17 protein-coding genes are annotated in these 16,067 nt (G+C 72.6%); 10 read left to right on the forward strand and 7 right to left on the reverse strand.

Annotated features, from left to right (window positions below):
• The first annotated feature begins 99 nt into the window (after positions 1–99).
• The 6 genes from ACGFS9_RS27335 (at position 100) to ACGFS9_RS27360 (ending at position 3,677) form a co-directional block, all read left to right on the forward strand.
• Positions 100–1,029 carry a type II secretion system F family protein gene (locus ACGFS9_RS27335; RefSeq protein ID WP_393256917.1) on the forward strand — a complete coding sequence of 310 codons (930 nt, stop codon included), beginning with the start codon at positions 100–102 and terminating at the stop codon, positions 1,027–1,029.
• Entirely contained in the window at positions 1,026–1,949 is a 924-nt protein-coding gene (locus tag ACGFS9_RS27340; protein WP_393256867.1) for a type II secretion system F family protein, read from the forward strand. The genes ACGFS9_RS27335 and ACGFS9_RS27340 overlap by 4 nt, the downstream gene beginning before the upstream one ends.
• Positions 1,950–2,027: 78 nt before the next feature.
• The gene (locus tag ACGFS9_RS27345) at positions 2,028–2,279 is read left to right on the forward strand and encodes a hypothetical protein (RefSeq protein ID WP_393256868.1); all 252 of its coding nucleotides are present in this window, start codon (positions 2,028–2,030) and stop codon (positions 2,277–2,279) included.
• A 98-nt stretch (positions 2,280–2,377) separates the two neighbouring features.
• The gene (locus ACGFS9_RS27350; protein ID WP_393256918.1) at positions 2,378–2,758 is read left to right on the forward strand and encodes a TadE family protein; all 381 of its coding nucleotides are present in this window, start codon (positions 2,378–2,380) and stop codon (positions 2,756–2,758) included.
• A complete protein-coding gene (locus tag ACGFS9_RS27355) occupies positions 2,755–3,201 on the forward strand; it encodes a TadE/TadG family type IV pilus assembly protein (RefSeq protein ID WP_393256869.1) in 447 nt (148 codons plus the stop codon). The genes ACGFS9_RS27350 and ACGFS9_RS27355 overlap by 4 nt, the downstream gene beginning before the upstream one ends.
• Positions 3,198–3,677: a pilus assembly protein TadG-related protein gene (locus ACGFS9_RS27360; protein WP_393256870.1), complete on the forward strand. Its 480-nt coding sequence runs from the start codon at positions 3,198–3,200 to the stop codon at positions 3,675–3,677. Before ACGFS9_RS27355 ends, ACGFS9_RS27360 begins: the two co-directional genes overlap by 4 nt.
• A 68-nt stretch (positions 3,678–3,745) precedes the next feature.
• On the opposite strand, the gene ACGFS9_RS27365 is transcribed toward ACGFS9_RS27360, so the two are convergent.
• The 6 genes from ACGFS9_RS27365 to ACGFS9_RS27390 form a co-directional block, all read right to left on the reverse strand.
• A complete protein-coding gene (locus ACGFS9_RS27365) occupies positions 3,746–4,087 on the reverse strand; it encodes a hypothetical protein (protein ID WP_393256871.1) in 342 nt (113 codons plus the stop codon).
• 34 nt (positions 4,088–4,121) lie between these two features.
• Entirely contained in the window at positions 4,122–4,766 is a 645-nt protein-coding gene (locus ACGFS9_RS27370; RefSeq protein WP_393256872.1) for a hypothetical protein, read from the reverse strand.
• A gap of 46 nt (positions 4,767–4,812) precedes the next feature.
• Positions 4,813–5,208 carry a hypothetical protein gene (locus ACGFS9_RS27375; protein WP_393256873.1) on the reverse strand — a complete coding sequence of 132 codons (396 nt, stop codon included), beginning with the start codon at positions 5,206–5,208 and terminating at the stop codon, positions 4,813–4,815.
• Between the two features lie 42 nt (positions 5,209–5,250).
• A complete protein-coding gene (locus ACGFS9_RS27380) occupies positions 5,251–6,831 on the reverse strand; it encodes a putative T7SS-secreted protein (RefSeq protein ID WP_393256874.1) in 1,581 nt (526 codons plus the stop codon).
• Between the two features lie 106 nt (positions 6,832–6,937).
• Positions 6,938–7,141 (reverse strand): DUF397 domain-containing protein, encoded by a 204-nt coding sequence (locus ACGFS9_RS27385; RefSeq protein WP_393256875.1) that lies wholly within the window; start codon positions 7,139–7,141, stop codon positions 6,938–6,940.
• 7 nt (positions 7,142–7,148) lie between these two features.
• Complete coding sequence (locus ACGFS9_RS27390; protein WP_393256876.1) at positions 7,149–8,000, reverse strand: helix-turn-helix domain-containing protein; 852 nt, start codon at positions 7,998–8,000, stop codon at positions 7,149–7,151.
• A gap of 288 nt (positions 8,001–8,288) precedes the next feature.
• Here ACGFS9_RS27390 and ACGFS9_RS27395 point away from each other — a divergent pair, with 288 nt between their 5' ends.
• The 4 genes from ACGFS9_RS27395 to ACGFS9_RS27410 all read left to right on the forward strand — a co-directional run bounded on the left by ACGFS9_RS27395 (position 8,289) and on the right by ACGFS9_RS27410 (position 14,479).
• On the forward strand, positions 8,289–11,306 hold the full coding sequence (locus ACGFS9_RS27395) for a BTAD domain-containing putative transcriptional regulator (RefSeq protein ID WP_393256877.1): 3,018 nt from the start codon (positions 8,289–8,291) through the stop codon (positions 11,304–11,306).
• A gap of 325 nt (positions 11,307–11,631) precedes the next feature.
• Entirely contained in the window at positions 11,632–12,366 is a 735-nt protein-coding gene (locus ACGFS9_RS27400; RefSeq protein WP_393256878.1) for a prepilin peptidase, read from the forward strand.
• 306 nt (positions 12,367–12,672) lie between these two features.
• A complete protein-coding gene (mqnC, locus tag ACGFS9_RS27405) occupies positions 12,673–13,872 on the forward strand; it encodes a cyclic dehypoxanthinyl futalosine synthase (RefSeq protein WP_393256879.1) in 1,200 nt (399 codons plus the stop codon).
• A gap of 7 nt (positions 13,873–13,879) precedes the next feature.
• A complete protein-coding gene (locus tag ACGFS9_RS27410; RefSeq protein ID WP_393256880.1) occupies positions 13,880–14,479 on the forward strand; it encodes a hypothetical protein in 600 nt (199 codons plus the stop codon).
• Positions 14,480–14,500: 21 nt separating this feature from the next.
• Here ACGFS9_RS27410 and ACGFS9_RS27415 read toward each other — a convergent pair whose 3' ends face one another.
• Positions 14,501–15,529 (reverse strand): chitinase, encoded by a 1,029-nt coding sequence (locus ACGFS9_RS27415; protein WP_393256881.1) that lies wholly within the window; start codon positions 15,527–15,529, stop codon positions 14,501–14,503.
• Positions 15,530–16,067: the final 538 nt, after the last annotated feature.

The following is a 16,067-nucleotide window of genomic DNA, read 5'->3' on the forward strand; positions in this document are numbered from 1 at the left end:
ACCACGACGGCCGCCGCCCTCACACCGGCGGGGTCCACCGCCGTCCCGCCGGCCGGTGGCCGCGGCGCGGCGGCGCTCGCGCTCGGCTCGCCCGGCACCATGGGCGGCCTGTTCTCCCCGACCGTGCTCTACGCGATCGGCTGCGGGGTCGCGGTGGGCGGCGGCCTCGCGCTCCTCGCCGTCGCGGTCCGGGGCCTGCCCGCCAAGCCCGAGCACGAGCGGCAGAAGTCCGCCGAGCGGGCCGGCGAGCTGATCCGGTTCGCCGGCCGGCGCGGCTCGGTCGCGGCGATCGCGGGTCTGGTCGTCCTGCTGCTCACCGGCTGGGCCGTGGCGGGGATCGCCGCGGGCGTCCTCGTCTTCTTCTGGAACAAGCTCTTCGGCGGTGCCTCGGAGGAACGGGCCGCGATGCGCCGCGTGGAGGCGCTCGCCTCGTGGACCGAGTCGCTGCGGGACACCATCGCGGGCGCGGTCGGCCTGGAGCAGGCCATCCCGGCCTCGGCGCGCGCCGCCGCCCCCGTCCTGCGCCCGCATCTCGACGCCCTGGTGGACCGCCTGCGGTCGCGCACACCGCTGCCCGAGGCGCTCCAGCAACTCGCCGACGAGATCGACGACGCGTCCGCCGACATCATCGTCGCCGCGCTCATCCTCAACGCGCGCCTGCGCGGCCCCGGTCTGCGGCAGGTGCTCGGGGCGCTCGCCAAGTCCGCCCGCGAGGAGGTCGACATGCGTCAGCGCGTGATGGCGCAGCGTGCCTCGACACGGCGGTCGGTGCAGATCGTCGTCGCGGTGTCGATCGCCTTCGTCCTCGGACTGTCGATCTTCAACCGGGACTTCGTCGAGCCGTACGGAACGGCGGTCGGGCAGCTCGTCCTCGCCTGCGTCTGCGGCCTGTTCGCGCTCGGCTTCTGGTGGCTGCGCAAACTGTCCACCATCGAGACACCCGAGCGGTTCCTGGTGCGCGAGGAGGCGTCCGTGCGGTTCGTGGGCCCCCGGACCCCGGTGCCCGGTGAGGAGGCGGTACGCCGATGAACCTGACCATGCCGATCCTCATCGGCGCCGTGCTCGGACTCGGGATCTACGCCCTGGTCCGCGCGCTCATGCCCTCGAAGCGCAGCGCGGTCGCCCAGGTCGCCCGGATCGACGCGATGCGGGCGCGCGGCGCCGCCTACGCGTCGGCGCACCCGGGGCGGCGGGACAGCGGCCGGCTCGCCGGACTGCGGGCCCAGGTGGGTGCCCGCGTGGCCGACTTCTACTTCCAGCAGGGCTGGGAGCAGCGGTCGCTGCGCGCCGACCTGGCCGTGCTGGACCGGAGTTGGGAGAAGTTCCTCGCGACGAAGGTGCTGCTGGCCGCGGCGGGGGTGTTCTTCGGTCCGCTGCTGTTTGCGGTCGTGTGGACGATGGGCTTCGGGCACAGCCCGATCGTCCCGGTCTGGCTGGCCCTCCTCTTCGCCGGCGTGTTCTTCTTCCTGCCCGACCTGGAGGTCCGGCGCGACGCGGTGGAACGGCGGCGCGACCTGCGGCGCGTGATCGGCGCGTACCTGGACCTCGTCTCGATGAGCCTGGCGGGCGGGCGGGGGCTGCCGGAGGCGCTGATGGCCGCCGCCGAGATCTCCGACGGCTGGGCGACCCGGCGCATCCGCAACGCCCTGGCCGACGCGCGGATCACCGGCATCAGCCAGTGGCAGGCGCTCGGCTCGCTCGGCGAGGAACTCGGCGTCGAGGAGCTGAAGGACCTGTCCGCCTCGCTGGCGCTGGTCGCGGACGACGGTGCGAAGGTGCGGGAGTCGCTCGCCTCGCGCGCCGAGACGATGCGGCACCGCGAGCTCTCGGAGATCGAGGGCAGCGCGGGAGAGCAGTCGCAGTCGATGCTGGTGGCCCAACTCCTGCTGTGTGCGGGCTTCCTGGTGTTCCTGATCTTCCCGGCGGCGATGCGTGTGTTCCAGGTCTGAACGTCTCCCGGGCCACCGCAAGCGCCCCACCTCGGCGCCCCGCCGACCACCGAAACGACTTCGAGAGGACAACCCACCATGAACGGACGGAACGTCAGCACCGGTATCCCGGGGGTGGACTTCCTGATCACCTTCCTCCAGGGGCGCGTGCAGCGTGCCCGCTCCGGCGAGCTCGACCGGGGCGCGTCCGCGGTGGAGTGGGTCATCATCTCCGCGGTCGTCGTCGCGATCGTCGGCGTGGTCGCCGCGATCATCAACGCGGCGCTGAGCGACGGTGCCAACAAGGTCGGCGACTGCATCAAGGGCGCCGACGCGGGCAAGACCTGCTGAACGCGACGCGGACGGGGACGCCGGTGCGCGCACGCCGAGGGGTACACCGCTGGGTGCGCCGCAGGGTGGAGGCTGCCTCCGCCCGCGGCGACTCCGGCATGACCGCGATCGAGTTCGTGCTGCTCACCCCGGTGCTCTTCTTCATGATCTTCGCGACCGTGCAGTTCGCGCTGTACTTCTTCGCCGACCATGTGGCCCAGGCGGCGGCGCAGGCGGGCGCGCGCAAGGCGCGGGCGACGGCGGACGAGCGGCCCGGGGCGTGGCGCGGGGACGCGCGGGACGTGGCGGACAGCTACATCCGCCAGCTCGGTCCGCAGCTGGTGCTGTCCCCGGACGTGAGGACGCTCCAGCCGGAGCCGGGAACGGTCGGTGTCGAGATCACGGCGAGCATCCCCACGGTCTTCCCCGGTCTCGACCTGACGGTGCACGCGCGGTCGGCGGGGCCCGTGGAGCGGTTCGTGAAGGACGTGGGGCCGTGACGGAGCCGACATCGCCGCCGGGGGCGCTGCGCGCCCTGGCATCCGCCGGCCGCGGGGACCGGGGCCTGTCCACCGTCGAGGTGGTGATCCTCGCTCCCGTGATGATCCTGTTCGTCCTGGTGCTGGTCGCCTTCGGCCAACTGGTCGACGGGCGCGGGGCTCTGGACGGAGCGGCCCGGGACGCGGCCCGCGCGGGCTCGATCCAGAAGGACCACGGGACCGCCCTGGCGGAGGCGCGCAAGGCGGCCGAGGCCGACCTCGCGGACGTCTGCTCCGGTCCGGTCACGGTGACGCAGACGAGTACCGGGTTCGAGCCGAACACGATCTTCTCCGTCGAGGTGAGCTGCCGGGTGCGGGGCCTGGCGATGATCGGCCTCGACATCCCCACGACCCTGACGTCCCGCTTCAGTTCGCCCCTCGACCCGTTCCGGAGGACGGCATGAGGCGGAGCCTCCCAGTCGGCGCCCGCTGCGGCGCCTGGATCGCGGCACGCGGCGCCCGAGGGGACGACCGGGGGTCGGGTGCGGGCGCGGTCATCGTGTTCGCGCTCGTCTTCCTGTCCCTGGCGGCGTTCGTCATCGACGGGGGCATGTCGATCTCGAAGCGGGAGCGCGCCGCCGACATCGCCGAGCAGGCCGCCCGCTTCGCCGCCCAGGACGTCGACTTGGAGTCGCTCTACGAGAACAAGAACGGCGCCGCCCCGATCAACTTCCGCAACTGCGGCGCCCGGGTCCGCGCCTTCGCCCGCGAGATGGGCATGTCGGGTCCGGACATCGCCGCCACGCACTGCGTGACCGCGGACGCCGACCGGGTCGAGGTCGAGGTGCAGTTGACCTACTCACCGGTCTTCACCGGCATGTTCTACGGGGGCGACGTGATCGTCCACGGATCGGCGGTGGCGGAGAACGAGGTGGGCTGAGGCCGGGAGCCGGGAGCCGGGAGCCGGGAGCGGCCATCGTGCGGGTCGGCCCGGGGCGTCGTGGTGCGCTAGGCGCCCTTGCCCTTCCGCCCGCGGTCGTCCTTCATCTTCACCCCGTCCCTCACTTCCCTGGCCAGCTTGTCGTCGAGTTTGCGGAACTCCCGGACCACGGCGTCGGACATCTCGGCGAGAGCGTCGAGAGCCTGGCCGATGTCCTCCCGTCCGTCCTCCCAGCCCGACTCGAAGTCGTCGAGGGCGTCGTGGACGGTGTCGTCGCCGAGGTCGTCGCGGTAGGACTCGAACAACTTCCTGGTGCGGTTCAGCCGCTTCTTGATGTCCCGCAGCCGCCCGCCGTAGTCCTCCAGCTCACTCAACGGGAGCGCGAGGTCGCTCTCGCCGCCACCACTCATGCCGGTTCCCTCTCCTGGAGTCCTGCGGTCTGGGTCAGACGAAGCGGAAGGTGCCGGTCACCGCGTCGAAGATGTCGTGGAACGCCTCGGCGAGGTCCAGCACGGGGCTGGCGCCGGAGACGAGGACGATGCGGTCGGCGGTTCCCGGGACGGGGATGTACGTCTGGGTGAGCACCATCCGCAGGGTGCGGGTGTCGCCCTGGGCGACGGGCACGTCCTCGACACCGAACGTCCTTGCCGCGAGCCCGACGTCGGGGAGGTCGACGATGGTCACGGTGCGCCAGGCGTCTCCCTCGCGTCGGGGTGTGATCGTGCGGAGGCCGCCCGCGATGTCCCGCGGGTCCGTGGACAGGGTTGCGCCCTGCTTGCCGTCGGCTCCGACCACGGACACCGTGATCGTCGCCGAGAGGGGGACGCCGTCGAGGTTCTCCGCCATGCACCCCATGTACACGGCCCCGGAGTCGTGCGCGTCCTTGGCCATCCCGCGGAGCAGGGTGGCCAGGTCCGACCGGTGGGGAGCGAGGTCGGGGACCTCCCGGACCCGTTCGTCGACGAGCGCCCGAATGGTGGCGTCCCTGCCTTCCGGGCGGATGTCGAACTCCCACCAGGAGTCGGGGACCGCGAGGGAGAAGCCGGTCGATATATCCCGACGTTCGAGGTGGTCGGGGGTCGATGCCACGTCGTGATCCTCTGTTGTTGGTTGGTTGAGATTCCTGGGCCTGCGGTCAGCCGAGACTCATCCTCAAATCCTCGGTGAAGATCTCACGCAAACGCTCTTCCGGCACAGCGGGGACGCGGTAGTCGGAATTTCTCACATGCTGAATGAAATCTGGATCGAGGGAGAGATGGTATTTCGCGAGATAGTAAGCAAGATCCTGGCGCCACAACCATCTTCCGTCGGTGAAGAGTGATCCGATTCCGGACAGTTCGGGGGCCTCGAAGTCCAGAACGTCGGGCCCTGCGCTCATCTCACTCCACACGCCCGCGCCTGCTCTGAGGTATGCGACAATCTTTTCCTCATCGGCAGCCGCGACGCCGTTCACGTGATCGCGCATATGGCCTTCGATCGGAAAACCCCAACTTGAGGGAAGTTCAGCGAAAAACCCTACGGTTCGAATCATCTGGCCTCCTTGGCCGCTCCGTGGTGTCGGCGCTCCCCGACTCTAAGCCATCGGCAGGAATGTCAGCCAACTGCCGCCGTCGTTGATTGTCGGCTTGAAGGGGCCCTTGCCGAAGCTCGGGACGCCCACCACGTTCGTCGGTGCCTTGACCGGAACTCCCAAGGAATTGGCAATTCCCTGAATGGCCTGAGGTTGCGCGACCCCGGAGTGGCAGGTGAGCATCCTGATGGGCCCTCCGTCGTATCCCGGTATCTGCCGGATCGTGTCGAGGACGTGATTCGGATGGACGGTATGCCCCGCGGTTGCCTGTCCCGCACGGTTTGCTTGGCCCGCCAGCATTCTTCCGTCAGTGGTCCCGTGGATAATGACGTCCTGATATCCCGGAAGCCGCTCGGCCACGTCGAAGTTCCGAAGGGTGGAGGGATCGTAGCCGATGGCTGTAGCCCCGTCCTTGTGGTAGACGGGTATGTCGGACGGCAGGGAATCGGAGGTGGGTCTGGTGGGTGGGCCGGCGTGGGGTGAGTCCGTTTTCCACCAGCGTCTCTTCCCCATGCCGCTGAACGCTGAAAAGCGCAGATTCTTGGCACTGCGGATGCTCGCGGCCAGACCTGTGAGACCCCCGCCGATGCCCTTCAGCGCACCGCCGCCCAGTGCGCGCAGACCGCCCGCCTTCCAGAGTTTGCCGAGCTTGGCGAGGCTGGTGAATCCCTTGGTCGCCGGGATGCAGTCGAGAGCGGCGAAGATCAGGTCGCCCCAGCCGGCCTGTCCTTCGAGCATTTTTCTGACGGTGTCGGCCAGGACGACCAGTGCTGCCGCGAAGACGAGCCAGCCCAGTGGGCCGCCCACGATCATGACGATGACGCCGACGATGGTCACGACCCACTTGCACACCGTGACGATCTCGTCCCAGTGGTCGGAGACCCAGTCGATGGGCTCCTCCCACCAGTGCCGGTTGTGGATGCCGGCGTCCGACGCCTCGTGCAGTTTCTTCACCGTGCGGCGTGCCGCGTCCTCGCGAAGCCCCTTGGCGTGGGCGGCGAGCTTCTTCGCGGCGTCGAGCAGGCCCTGGGCGTCGTCGACGTCCTTGCGGGCTGCCGTCTGCCGTTCCCTGGCGTGCCGGGCGTCGCGTGTGGCGCGGCGGACGTCGGCTTCGTCGGGTGCCGGAACGTCCTTGCCCTTGTGCGTGGACAGGTCGTAGGCGTCGGCCTTGGCCGTGGCCGTTCGTACCCAGTCGTCGGCGCCGGTCAGCGCCTGCTGCGCGGTGCCGAGTTCCGACCGGGCCTTGCGGCCGTCGCGCAGTGCCTTGTCGGCCGTGTCCTGCGCGTCCTCCAGGTCGGGCCAGTACGAGGCCAGCGCGTCGCCCGCGAGGGTGTAGGACTTCTTGAGCTTCTTGAGCTTGGAGGGGACGTCCTCGAACTCCGACGCGAAGGAGTCGGCCGTCTTGCCGGCCCACTTCAGGACCGCGTCGTCGTGGGCCAGACCCTTGATGTCCCGCAGGATGTCCGACACGTCGTCGGCGAAGTCGTGCAGCGAGCCCGCCAAGGTGCGGACGCGTTGCGGGTCACCCGGTGTCGGATCGTGGTCCAGGTCGAGTATGTGCCAGTCCGTCGGCCTGTTCGACACATTGTCCCCCGTAGCACCCGCACCTTCTTGATCAGGATGTGAGGGTGAATCTATCGCGCCGATTGTTGGGGGCTGTTCGCTCGACAGGCCCCCCGTACAAAGGTTGTTACGCGCCCGGCGCGGTGACCGCTCCCGTGCGGATCGCTTCCAGGAGGTGGCCGATGGGGGCCGGGGTCGTGGTGAGGATCGTGGCGGGGTCGTCGGACTCGCGGAGGTGCAGCGTCGTGGGGGTGGAGGCGAGTTCGACGCAGGAGTCGCCGTCCCCCGGGCCCGAGAAGGAGGACTTCCGCCAGTTGCGGGGGGTGTTCATCGGTGCCTCACAGCTCCTTCGACAACCTGTGGATGAAGTCGCGGGACCTCTTGGCGCCCAGCGAAACGGCCTCCACTTTACGGAAAAGCGTTCTATAGGCGTCGAGTTGGGCTGCCGAGTCGATGAAGGCGGCGCCCTGTGGCGCGTCCCGGACGACGGTGTCCAGCCTCGGCACCCGCCCTCCTGCGTAGGTCATGGCGCTGGTGGCCCCGGCGAATCCCTCCAGGGCGAAGGGGATCACCCGCACGGTGACGTGCGGCGACTCGGACAGCGCGGCGAGGTGGGCCAGTTGGGCGCGGGAGGCGGCCCGGTCCCCGACCATGATCCGCAGCGCCGCCTCGTGGATCACGCCGTCGTACGGCGTCGGCGTGGGGCCGTCGAGGATCACCTTGCGCTGCATGCGGTGCTGGACGCGCAACTCGACATCGGTGTGCGTGAGTTCGGGGAGGCGGTAGGAGAAGACGGCGCGCGCGTAGTCCTCCGTCTGGAGCGGCCCGGGGACGTAGAGGAACTGGACCTCGCGGAGGAAGGTCGCGTGGTGCTCCAACTCCGCGAGGTCCAGGAACGGCGAGGGCAGCAGCCCCCGGTACCGCTCCCACCAGCCGCGCGTGCGCTCCGTCGCCAGCGCGGCCAGCGCGTCGACGAACGCCTCGTCCGTGCAGGCGTACTGGGCCGTCAGCCGGCGCAGCCGCCTCTCGCTCACTCCGGCCAGACCCGCCTCGATCTGGCTGATCTGCGCCGGGTTCACGCCGAGCAGGATCGCCGCCTCCCGCGAGGTGAGGCCCGCCGCCTCGCGCAACCGGCGCAGTTCGACCGCCAGGCGTGCCTGGCGTGCGGTCACCTCGCCCCTCAATGCCATGGCATGCCTCTCCGGAGCGCGCGGCGAGCCTCGTCGGGCGCTCAGATTACGTGACCGGCGGGCGGTGGGCAGAGGGACGTGGCGCCGCCCCGGGGAGGCACGGAGAGAAGGGGCCGAGGCGCGCGGATGCGGGCATATCGGCGATGTGCGGCGGCTGGTCACCGAAGGTCCCGGCAGTTGTCCACACCCCCTGCCCGGCCTGCGGCGCCCTCCCTAAGATCTCAGGAGGGCCGGTTCACGCCGACCCCACCGCAATCTCCCTCCGCACACGACCCCGGGACACCCGCCATGGCGCGACGCACCACTTCCAGCTCGACGGGCACCTCGCCGAGTCCGAGGAATCGGACGCCGCAGCCCCTGCCCCGGCGCCGCAGAACGGTCGGGGACTTCGTGAAGGCGTTCGGGGCGCTCCTCGCGCTCCTCGTCCTGCTCGTCGGCGTCCCCGGCGCGCTCGCCGTCGGCGTCGGCTGGCCGCTGCCGCACGGTGCGCCCGGCCTGGACTGGCTGCAACGGGAGATCTCCGTCGGCACGTTCGTCAACGTGCTGACGGTCATGGTGTGGTGCGCGTGGGCGCAGTTCACGGCCTGTGTGCTCGTCGAGGTGAAGGCCGCACTGTCGGGCGTCGGCATGCCCAACCGGGTGCCCGGCGCCGGCCCCAGCCAGTTGCTGGCCCGCCAACTCGTCGCCTCGCTGCTCCTGGTCGGCGCCGCCGCCGCGAGCTTCACCCCGGGCCTCTCGCAGCTCGGCCAGGGACCGGAGGCCGGCCGGCAGGCTCCCGTGGCCGCCGCCGCGCAGCAGACGCCCGGACTGTTCGGCGGGCAGCAGGAGCAGAGCGCCTCCCGCGCCGCCGCCGCGGTCGCCGAGCAGGCCGCCACGGCGGCCGGCGCCGCGGTCCGCGCCGACGGCTCGGGCGAGGACGCCGCGACGAAGTACTACCGGATTCACCCGCCCGAGGGCCGGCACCACGACTCCCTCTGGGAGGTCGCCCAGCGCCACCTCGGCGACGGCCGCCGCTACAAGGAGATCTACCGGCTGAACAAGGACCGTACGCAGCCCGACGGTTCGAAGCTGTCCGAGGCCAGCCTCATCCGGCCCGGCTGGATCCTGGAGATGCCCGGAGACGCCCACGGCGGCGAACTCGTCGAGATGCCCGGCGCGGCCCCCGAGGTCCCGCAGCCGCTCCGGCAGCAGATCCACGACTACGCCGAGACCGGCGACCAGCACCGGGGCGCCGCGGCCGGCGGGCAGAGCGATCGGGGCGACCGGGACACCGCGCACCTCTCCCTGCCGCGTCAGCGCCCCACGGACGAGCAGCCGGCGGGCGGCGAGGAGCACGGCCGGCCCGCCCCCGCCGAGGCCACGCCGGACCGGCGGGCGGCGGCAGACAGGGCCGAACGCGCCACCGCGGACGGCGACTCCTTCGGGCTGCCGGAAGCCCTCCTCGGCGCACCGCTGCTCGCCGCCGGCCTCCTCGGCGCCCTAGGCCGGCGCCGCCGCCAGGCCCTGTGGCAGTCGGCGCTCGGTGCGGTCGGAGGGCGGCGCTCCGCTGAGCCGCCGGTCCCGACGGGGTCCGCCGCGGACGCCCAGGACGCCCTGCTCGTCGGCGCCGACCCCGAGGGCGTCCGGCTGCTCGACCTCTCGCTGCGCGGCCTGGCGGCGGCGCTCGCCGCCGAGTCCCGCCCGCTGCCGACCGTCTACGCGGCCTGGCTGGGCGGCAACGGCGACCTGCACCTCCAACTGGCCCAGCCCGCGGGCAAGCCGCCCACGCCGTGGCAGCTCGGGCAGGACCAGACGTTCTGGATGCTGGCCCGCGCGGACGCCGAGCGCTGCGAGGAGGCCGACACGGCCGCCCCGTACCCGGGGCTGGTCAGCCTGGGCACCATGGACGACTCGCGCCTGCTGCTCAACCTGGAGGCGGTGCCCGGCATCGTCTCGCTGAGCGGGGACGCGGCCGACCGCGCCGGCGTCTTCGCGTCCGTCGCGGCCGAACTGGCCACCAACGGCTGGTCCGACCGCATGACGATCACCCTCGTCGGATTCGGTGAGGAGCTCACCCCCCTCGCGCCCAGCCGGCTGCGGTACCTCGACGGCGTCGAGGCGCTCCTGGAGGCCATGGAAGCGGAGACCCGGCAGCGGCGCGGAGCCCTCGGCGCCGCCGGTCACGACTCGGTCCTCACCGGGCGCACCGGACCGGCGCAGCACACCCGCTGGGCCCCGCACCTCGTCCTCCTCGCCACCGAACCCGACGCCGACGACGCCGTCCGGCTCGCCGAACTCGCTGCGGACGCGGCGCGGTTGGGCATCGGATACCTGGTGGGCACCGAAGGCGGTGAACTGCCGGGCGCCGCCTGGGAGATGGAGATCACCGCCGAGGGCAGGCTGCTCGCACCCCTGCTGGGCCTCGAACTCGACGCGCAGGTCCTGCCGACTCGGCAGCGGCAGGCGGTCGTCGAGCTGTTCGTCGAAGCCGATCCCGAGGACGATCCGGACGGGCCGACCACCACCCCGCCGTTCCTGGTCGACGTCAGCGAACAGGGCAGGCCGGCCGTCTACGCGCGCCTGGTCGGCTCGTACGAGATCATCGGCCTGGAGACGCCCGACGGCGAGCGCAGCCCGCTGCTCCACGAGGCTCTCGCACTGCTCCTGCTGCACCGCGAAGGCGTGCACCCGCGGGTGCTGTCGGCGGCGCTGTGGCCGCGCGGGGTGACCGACGACGTGCGGGACGCCCTCGTCGAGCGGCTGCACGGCTGGCTCGGAACCGACCCCGACGGCACGGCGCGCCTGCGCACCGACGCGGCGGGGCGGCTCACCCTCGCGCCGTCCGTCGTCTCCGACCTGGACGTGCTGCGCTCGCTGTACCACGAGGCCACCCAGGGCAAGGGAGCCGACAGCCGTGTGGTGCGCGGCCGGCTGCTCACCGACGCCCTCGTCCTCGTCCGGGGCCCGTTGCTCGCCGACCGCCCGCAGGGCCGGTACGGCTGGCTCACGCACGAGATCATCGACGCCCGGCTGCCGCTGCTGGTCGCGGACATCGGCCTCGCCCTGTCCGCCTTCCACCTGGAGAAGGCTCGCGCGGAGAAGGCCATCGAGGCACTGGACGCCGCCCTCGGCTCGGCGCCGCACGACGAGCGGCTGTGGAACGAACTGCTGCGCGCCACCCACGCGACCGGTGACACCGACCGGTTGAGGCGGCTCGCCGCCGACCTGGTCGCCCGCGGCGGTGTCCGGGGGCTGCCGCCCCGCACCGAGGCGCTCCTCGACGAGCTTCTCCCCGCCTGGCGGACGGGGGAGGCAGCCGTGGGCTGACCGCCGCGCGCCACCGCGCCGCCCCCGCCCGACCCCGGTGACCGGGACGCCGACGCCCGCTCCCGGCGACCCGGCATCCTCACCCCGGTCCCCGGTCCCCGGTCCCCGGTCCCCGGTCCCCGGTCCCCGGTCCCCGGTCCCCGGTCCCGGCCCGTGGTCCGCGAGATGGGGGAGCGGGGCCGGCCGGGTGCCCGGCCTGCGGGCGCCGTACGGTCGCTGCTCCGAGGGCGGCGGCTGACTGCCTCGGAGCGGGGCACGACCCCGCAGACTCCGCTGCGGGGCACGGCCCCGCACACTCCGTACCGACTCTTCCCGGGGGGAACGCGTGGATCCCGACCTCTGGACGGCCGGCGCCGCCGCGCTGTGGGGTGCGGCGGCCGGCCTGTTCGTGCCGAGGCCCGCCTACCGGTTCGCCGTCGACCCCGGCGAGCCGTGGCGCGACCGGTGCCCGGACGGGGAGGCGATCACCGGCCCGGCGCGCGGCTGGCTCGGACTCGCGCGGTCGCGGGGCACCCGCTACGGGCCCGCCGCGGGCCCCGTCTGCCTCGTCACCGCGCTGCTCTGCGCCGGGCTCGCGCTCGCCACCGGCGTCCGGCCGGAACTGGCCGCCTGGCTGCTGCTCGCCCCGCTCGGCGTGCTGCTCGCCCTGGTGGACTTCCGGGTGCAGCGGCTGCCGGACCCGCTGACCCTGCCGTTCGCGGCGGCGGCCCTCGTCCTGCTCGGAGTGGCCGCCGCGCTGCCCGAGCACGCGGGGGACTGGCCCACCGCCCTGTTCGGCGCGGGCGCCCTCGGCGGAGGCTACTTCGTCCTCTTCCTCGTCAACCCCGACGGCATGGGCTTCGGGGACGTCAAGCTGGCCCTGGGGCTCGGCGCCGTGCTCGGCTGGTACGGGTGGAGCGCCGTGTTCCTCGGCACCTTCGCCGGGTTCCTGTTCGGCGGGCTGTACGGGCTGGGCCTGGTGATCGTGCGGCGGGCGGGCCGCAAGACGTCGATCCCGTTCGGCCCGTTCCTGATCGCGGGGGCCTACGTGGGGCTGCTGGCCGGCGCATACGCGGCCTGAGCCCGCCGGCCGGACCGGCCGGCGCCGCGCGCGGGGCGTGCCCTACCCGCGCGCGGCCTGCCCACCCGCACGCGCCGCGCCCCGCCCCCGTCCGCTCTTGCCCTGCCCCCGCCCGCACGCGGACGCCCCGCCCGTGCCGACGGGACCGCCGCCCCGCGCAACCGGCCGCTTCCCTCGTCGGGTCGGGTCGGGCGGGGCGGACCCGAGGGGCGGACCTGCGGGGACGCGGCCTGGCGTCGGGACCTCCGAGGGGCTGGCGTAGGCTGGCTTGGTCTGTCCACAACCCTTACGAAAGGGACGCTCCCGGTGACCGAGAAGGCCGACCTTCAGTCCGTCCTCGACCGTGCCGCCGCGGGTGGGCGGATCACCCCGGAAGAGGCGCTCGTCCTCTACCGCGACGCCCCGCTGCACGCCCTCGGCGCCGCCGCCGACGCCGTCCGCCGCCGCCGGTACGCGGGTACCGAGCACATCGCGACGTACATCATCGAGCGGAACATCAACTACACGAACGTGTGCGTCACGGCGTGCAAGTTCTGCGCCTTCTACGCGGCTCCGAAGGACACCGCCAAGGGCTGGACGCGCGACCTCGACGACATCCTGCGGCGCTGCGCCGAGACCGTCGAGCTGGGCGGCACGCAGATCATGTTCCAGGGCGGGCACCACCCCGACTACGGCGTCGAGTACTACGAGAAGCACTTCGCCGCGATCAAGGCCGCCTACCCCGAGCTGGTCATCCACTCCCTCGGCGCGTCCGAGGTCGAGCACATGGCGCGGATCTCCGGGGTGAGCGTCGAGGACGCGATCCGGCGCATCCACGCCGCCGGTCTCGACTCCTTCGCCGGCGCCGGCGCCGAGCTGCTCCCGGCCCGCCCGCGCAAGGCGATCGCGCCGCTCAAGGAGAGCGGCGAGCGCTGGCTGGAGATCATGGAGATCGCGCACGGGCTGGGCGTCGAGTCGACGTCCACCATGCTGATGGGCACCGGCGAGACCAACGCCGAGCGCATCGAGCACCTGCGGATGATCCGCGACGTGCAGGACCGCACGGGCGGCTTCCGCGCCTTCATCCCGTACACGTACCAGCCCGAGAACAACCATCTGAAGGGCCGCACGCAGGCGACGCTCTTCGAGTACCTGCGGATGATCGCGATCGCCCGGCTGTTCCTGGACAACGTGGCGCACATCCAGGGCTCGTGGCTGACCACCGGCAAGGAGGTCGGTCAGCTCTCGCTGCACTACGGCGCCGACGACCTCGGCTCGATCATGCTGGAGGAGAACGTCGTCTCCTCCGCCGGTGCCAAGCACCGCTCCAACCGTCTGGAGATCATCGACCTCATCCGCAAGGCGGGCCGCGTGCCCGCGCAGCGGACGACGACGTACGAGCACATCGTCGTGCACGACGACCCGGCGGACGACCCGGTCGACGAGCGCGTGATGTCCCACATCTCCTCGACCGCCATCGACGGTGGCACGGCCCACCCCGAGCTGAAGCTGCTGGCCTCCAACTGACGCCTCCATGCTGACGATTCACGCAGCCGAGCGGTCGCCGGAGGCGGCGGTCCTGGTCGACGGGGCCACCGTCGCCGCCGTGGGCCCGTACGAGGAGCTGGCCGCCGCCCACCCCGGCGCGCGGGTGCGGCGATGGCCCGGCATCCTGACGCCGGGGCTGCTGAACCCGTACGGCCCCGAGCTGCTGGAGGGCACGTACCACCCGGATCCGCGGGAGGCCGACGCCCTCGGCACCGCGCCGATCGGCGGGGAACGCGGCCGGACCATCCTCCGCGGCGAGCCGTCGCGTCTGGGCGCCAGCGCGCGGCGCGGCATCCAGCGGATGCTCGCGCACGGCACCGTGGCGGTGGCCGGGGAGCCGCGGTCGCGGGCCGTCGCGGACGCCGTCCGCCGGGCCGGCCTCGCGGTCGGCCGGCGGCCGGACCGGCTCCCGGGGCCGCCGGCACTGTCGCCGACGCCGCTCGTCCTGCTCCCGGCGCTGGTGCCGGGCGGCCCCGCCCGGTTCGCCGTGTTCGACGTCGCGGACCGCGCCGAACTTGTCGCGCGGGGGGCGGGGACCTGCGTGGCGACCGTGATCGGCGGGCGGCTGGTGTACCGGGCCCGCTGACCGGGCCGCCGGCGGAGGCGCTCAGCCGGCGAGGGCCTCGGCGAACGCGCCCGGGGTCTGCCGCACGCCGCTGCAGTCGGTGGCGGCGTCTGCGGCGGCGGCCCCTCGCGCGCAACTCCGGTCGCGGAAGGCCGACCACATGGACACCCAGGCGATCTCCTTCCCCTCGGCGAACGCCCGTACCTGTGCCGCGTCGTCGAGGGTGAACGTCTCGTTGTCCACGTCGTTGACGCCGATCATCGAGGTGAGCGCGAGTCCCCGCCAGGCGTCCCGCGCCGACAGCCCGAAGACCTTCTCCAGCTGCCGGTGGGCGGCCCCGGCCGAGGCGATCGCGTAGTCGCCCATGTCCTCGGCGTACGAGCTGCCGTAGTTCATGGTCATGATGTTGACGGTGGAGACCTCCACCGCGTGGTCGTTGGCCGACTCCAGCAGGGCCAGGCCGTCGGCGTCGAGGCCGGAGGGCATCACGGGGAGCGTGTAGGAGACCTTGAGGTCGCCGCGTTCCTTCTGGAGCAGCGCGATGGCCTCGGAGCGCCGGGCGACCGAGGCGGAGTCGGCGAGTTGGGAGCCCTCCACGTCGAAGTCGGCCTGGGAGGAGCCCGCCTGGTCCAGTGCCGTGGCGTAGGCGTCCGCCAGTTCCCTCGCGCTGCCGCACACCGAGGCGAGCTCCTTGCCAAAGGCCCCGCCGAAGGAGACGCGCACGCTCGCGCCGGACGTGCGGAGCGCCGCGATCCGGGACCGCACCGCCGGGTCGTCGACGGCCTCCGTGCCGTTCCACGCCGGTGCGCACGTGCTGCCGTCCGCGATGACGAAGGCCAGGTTGTACGTGGCCGGGGAGCCGGCGGCGTCCGTGGCGCCGGCCGTCGTCGCGCTCACGTAGGGGGCGTAGGACGTGCCGGACGCGGCCGACGACGACGGCGATGACGACGACGTCGCGGCCGACGGGCCCGCCGCGGCGTCGGTGCCGCCCGCTCCGCCCGAGGAGCACCCGGCACACGCCAGGGCCACCAGGCAAAGGACTCCCGCGGCCGGTTTCGGAAAACTCCTCATTGCGTACGCACCCGCTCTCGTGAAGTCTGTCTCGCAACAAAAACGGTCGTCTCCTGACGGGAATTGGGTCACTTCCGCAAGGAGATACCGAAGGATTCCTGCGGAGGCAGCCCCGGAATGGGGAGTCGGCCACCGCACGGGAGGATTTCGCCCTGGGCGGGAGGGTGTTGTGGTGGTGCGTTCAAGCCCATGACGGGCACGACCGGAGCATCGGCACGGTGAGAATTCCCCCGGCTGCACCGCCGGTCCCCTGGTGAAAAATACAGCGTGGGATGCCCCTGTGGGCCGTTCACGCGGAAAGTGGAATTTCCTCGGGCCTGACGTCGTGCGCATCCGTCCGCGAACAGCGCGCGCCGGTGCGGGGCCCTGCTGCGAACGCGGCAGCGGGACCGCGGACGGGGCCTTTCCCGGACACCGGCGCCGCGCCCGGTTCCCGCGCGGAGCCGGATTCCTGGCCGGTGCGGGCCGCCTCGGCCGAGCAGCCGTGCCCGCCATGACCTTCCCGCGCCGGTGCGCCTCCCGGACGGCGGCCGGCTCG

It is taken from the genome of Streptomyces sp. NPDC048566 (assembly GCF_043199735.1).
Lineage (GTDB): Bacteria > Actinomycetota > Actinomycetes > Streptomycetales > Streptomycetaceae > Streptomyces.

Coding starts and splice junctions, on each gene's coding strand:
- ACGFS9_RS27335 (WP_393256917.1), top strand. CDS start 100: ATGGGCGGCCTGTTCTCCCCGACCGTGCTCTACGCGATCGGCTGCGGG.
- ACGFS9_RS27340 (WP_393256867.1), top strand. CDS start 1,026: ATGAACCTGACCATGCCGATCCTCATCGGCGCCGTGCTCGGACTCGGG.
- ACGFS9_RS27345 (WP_393256868.1), top strand. CDS start 2,028: ATGAACGGACGGAACGTCAGCACCGGTATCCCGGGGGTGGACTTCCTG.
- ACGFS9_RS27350 (WP_393256918.1), top strand. CDS start 2,378: ATGACCGCGATCGAGTTCGTGCTGCTCACCCCGGTGCTCTTCTTCATG.
- ACGFS9_RS27360 (WP_393256870.1), top strand. CDS start 3,198: ATGAGGCGGAGCCTCCCAGTCGGCGCCCGCTGCGGCGCCTGGATCGCG.
- ACGFS9_RS27365 (WP_393256871.1), bottom strand. CDS start 4,087: ATGAGTGGTGGCGGCGAGAGCGACCTCGCGCTCCCGTTGAGTGAGCTG.
- ACGFS9_RS27375 (WP_393256873.1), bottom strand. CDS start 5,208: ATGATTCGAACCGTAGGGTTTTTCGCTGAACTTCCCTCAAGTTGGGGT.
- ACGFS9_RS27385 (WP_393256875.1), bottom strand. CDS start 7,141: ATGAACACCCCCCGCAACTGGCGGAAGTCCTCCTTCTCGGGCCCGGGG.
- ACGFS9_RS27390 (WP_393256876.1), bottom strand. CDS start 8,000: ATGGCATTGAGGGGCGAGGTGACCGCACGCCAGGCACGCCTGGCGGTC.
- ACGFS9_RS27395 (WP_393256877.1), top strand. CDS start 8,289: ATGGCGCGACGCACCACTTCCAGCTCGACGGGCACCTCGCCGAGTCCG.
- ACGFS9_RS27410 (WP_393256880.1), top strand. CDS start 13,880: ATGCTGACGATTCACGCAGCCGAGCGGTCGCCGGAGGCGGCGGTCCTG.
- ACGFS9_RS27415 (WP_393256881.1), bottom strand. CDS start 15,529: ATGAGGAGTTTTCCGAAACCGGCCGCGGGAGTCCTTTGCCTGGTGGCC.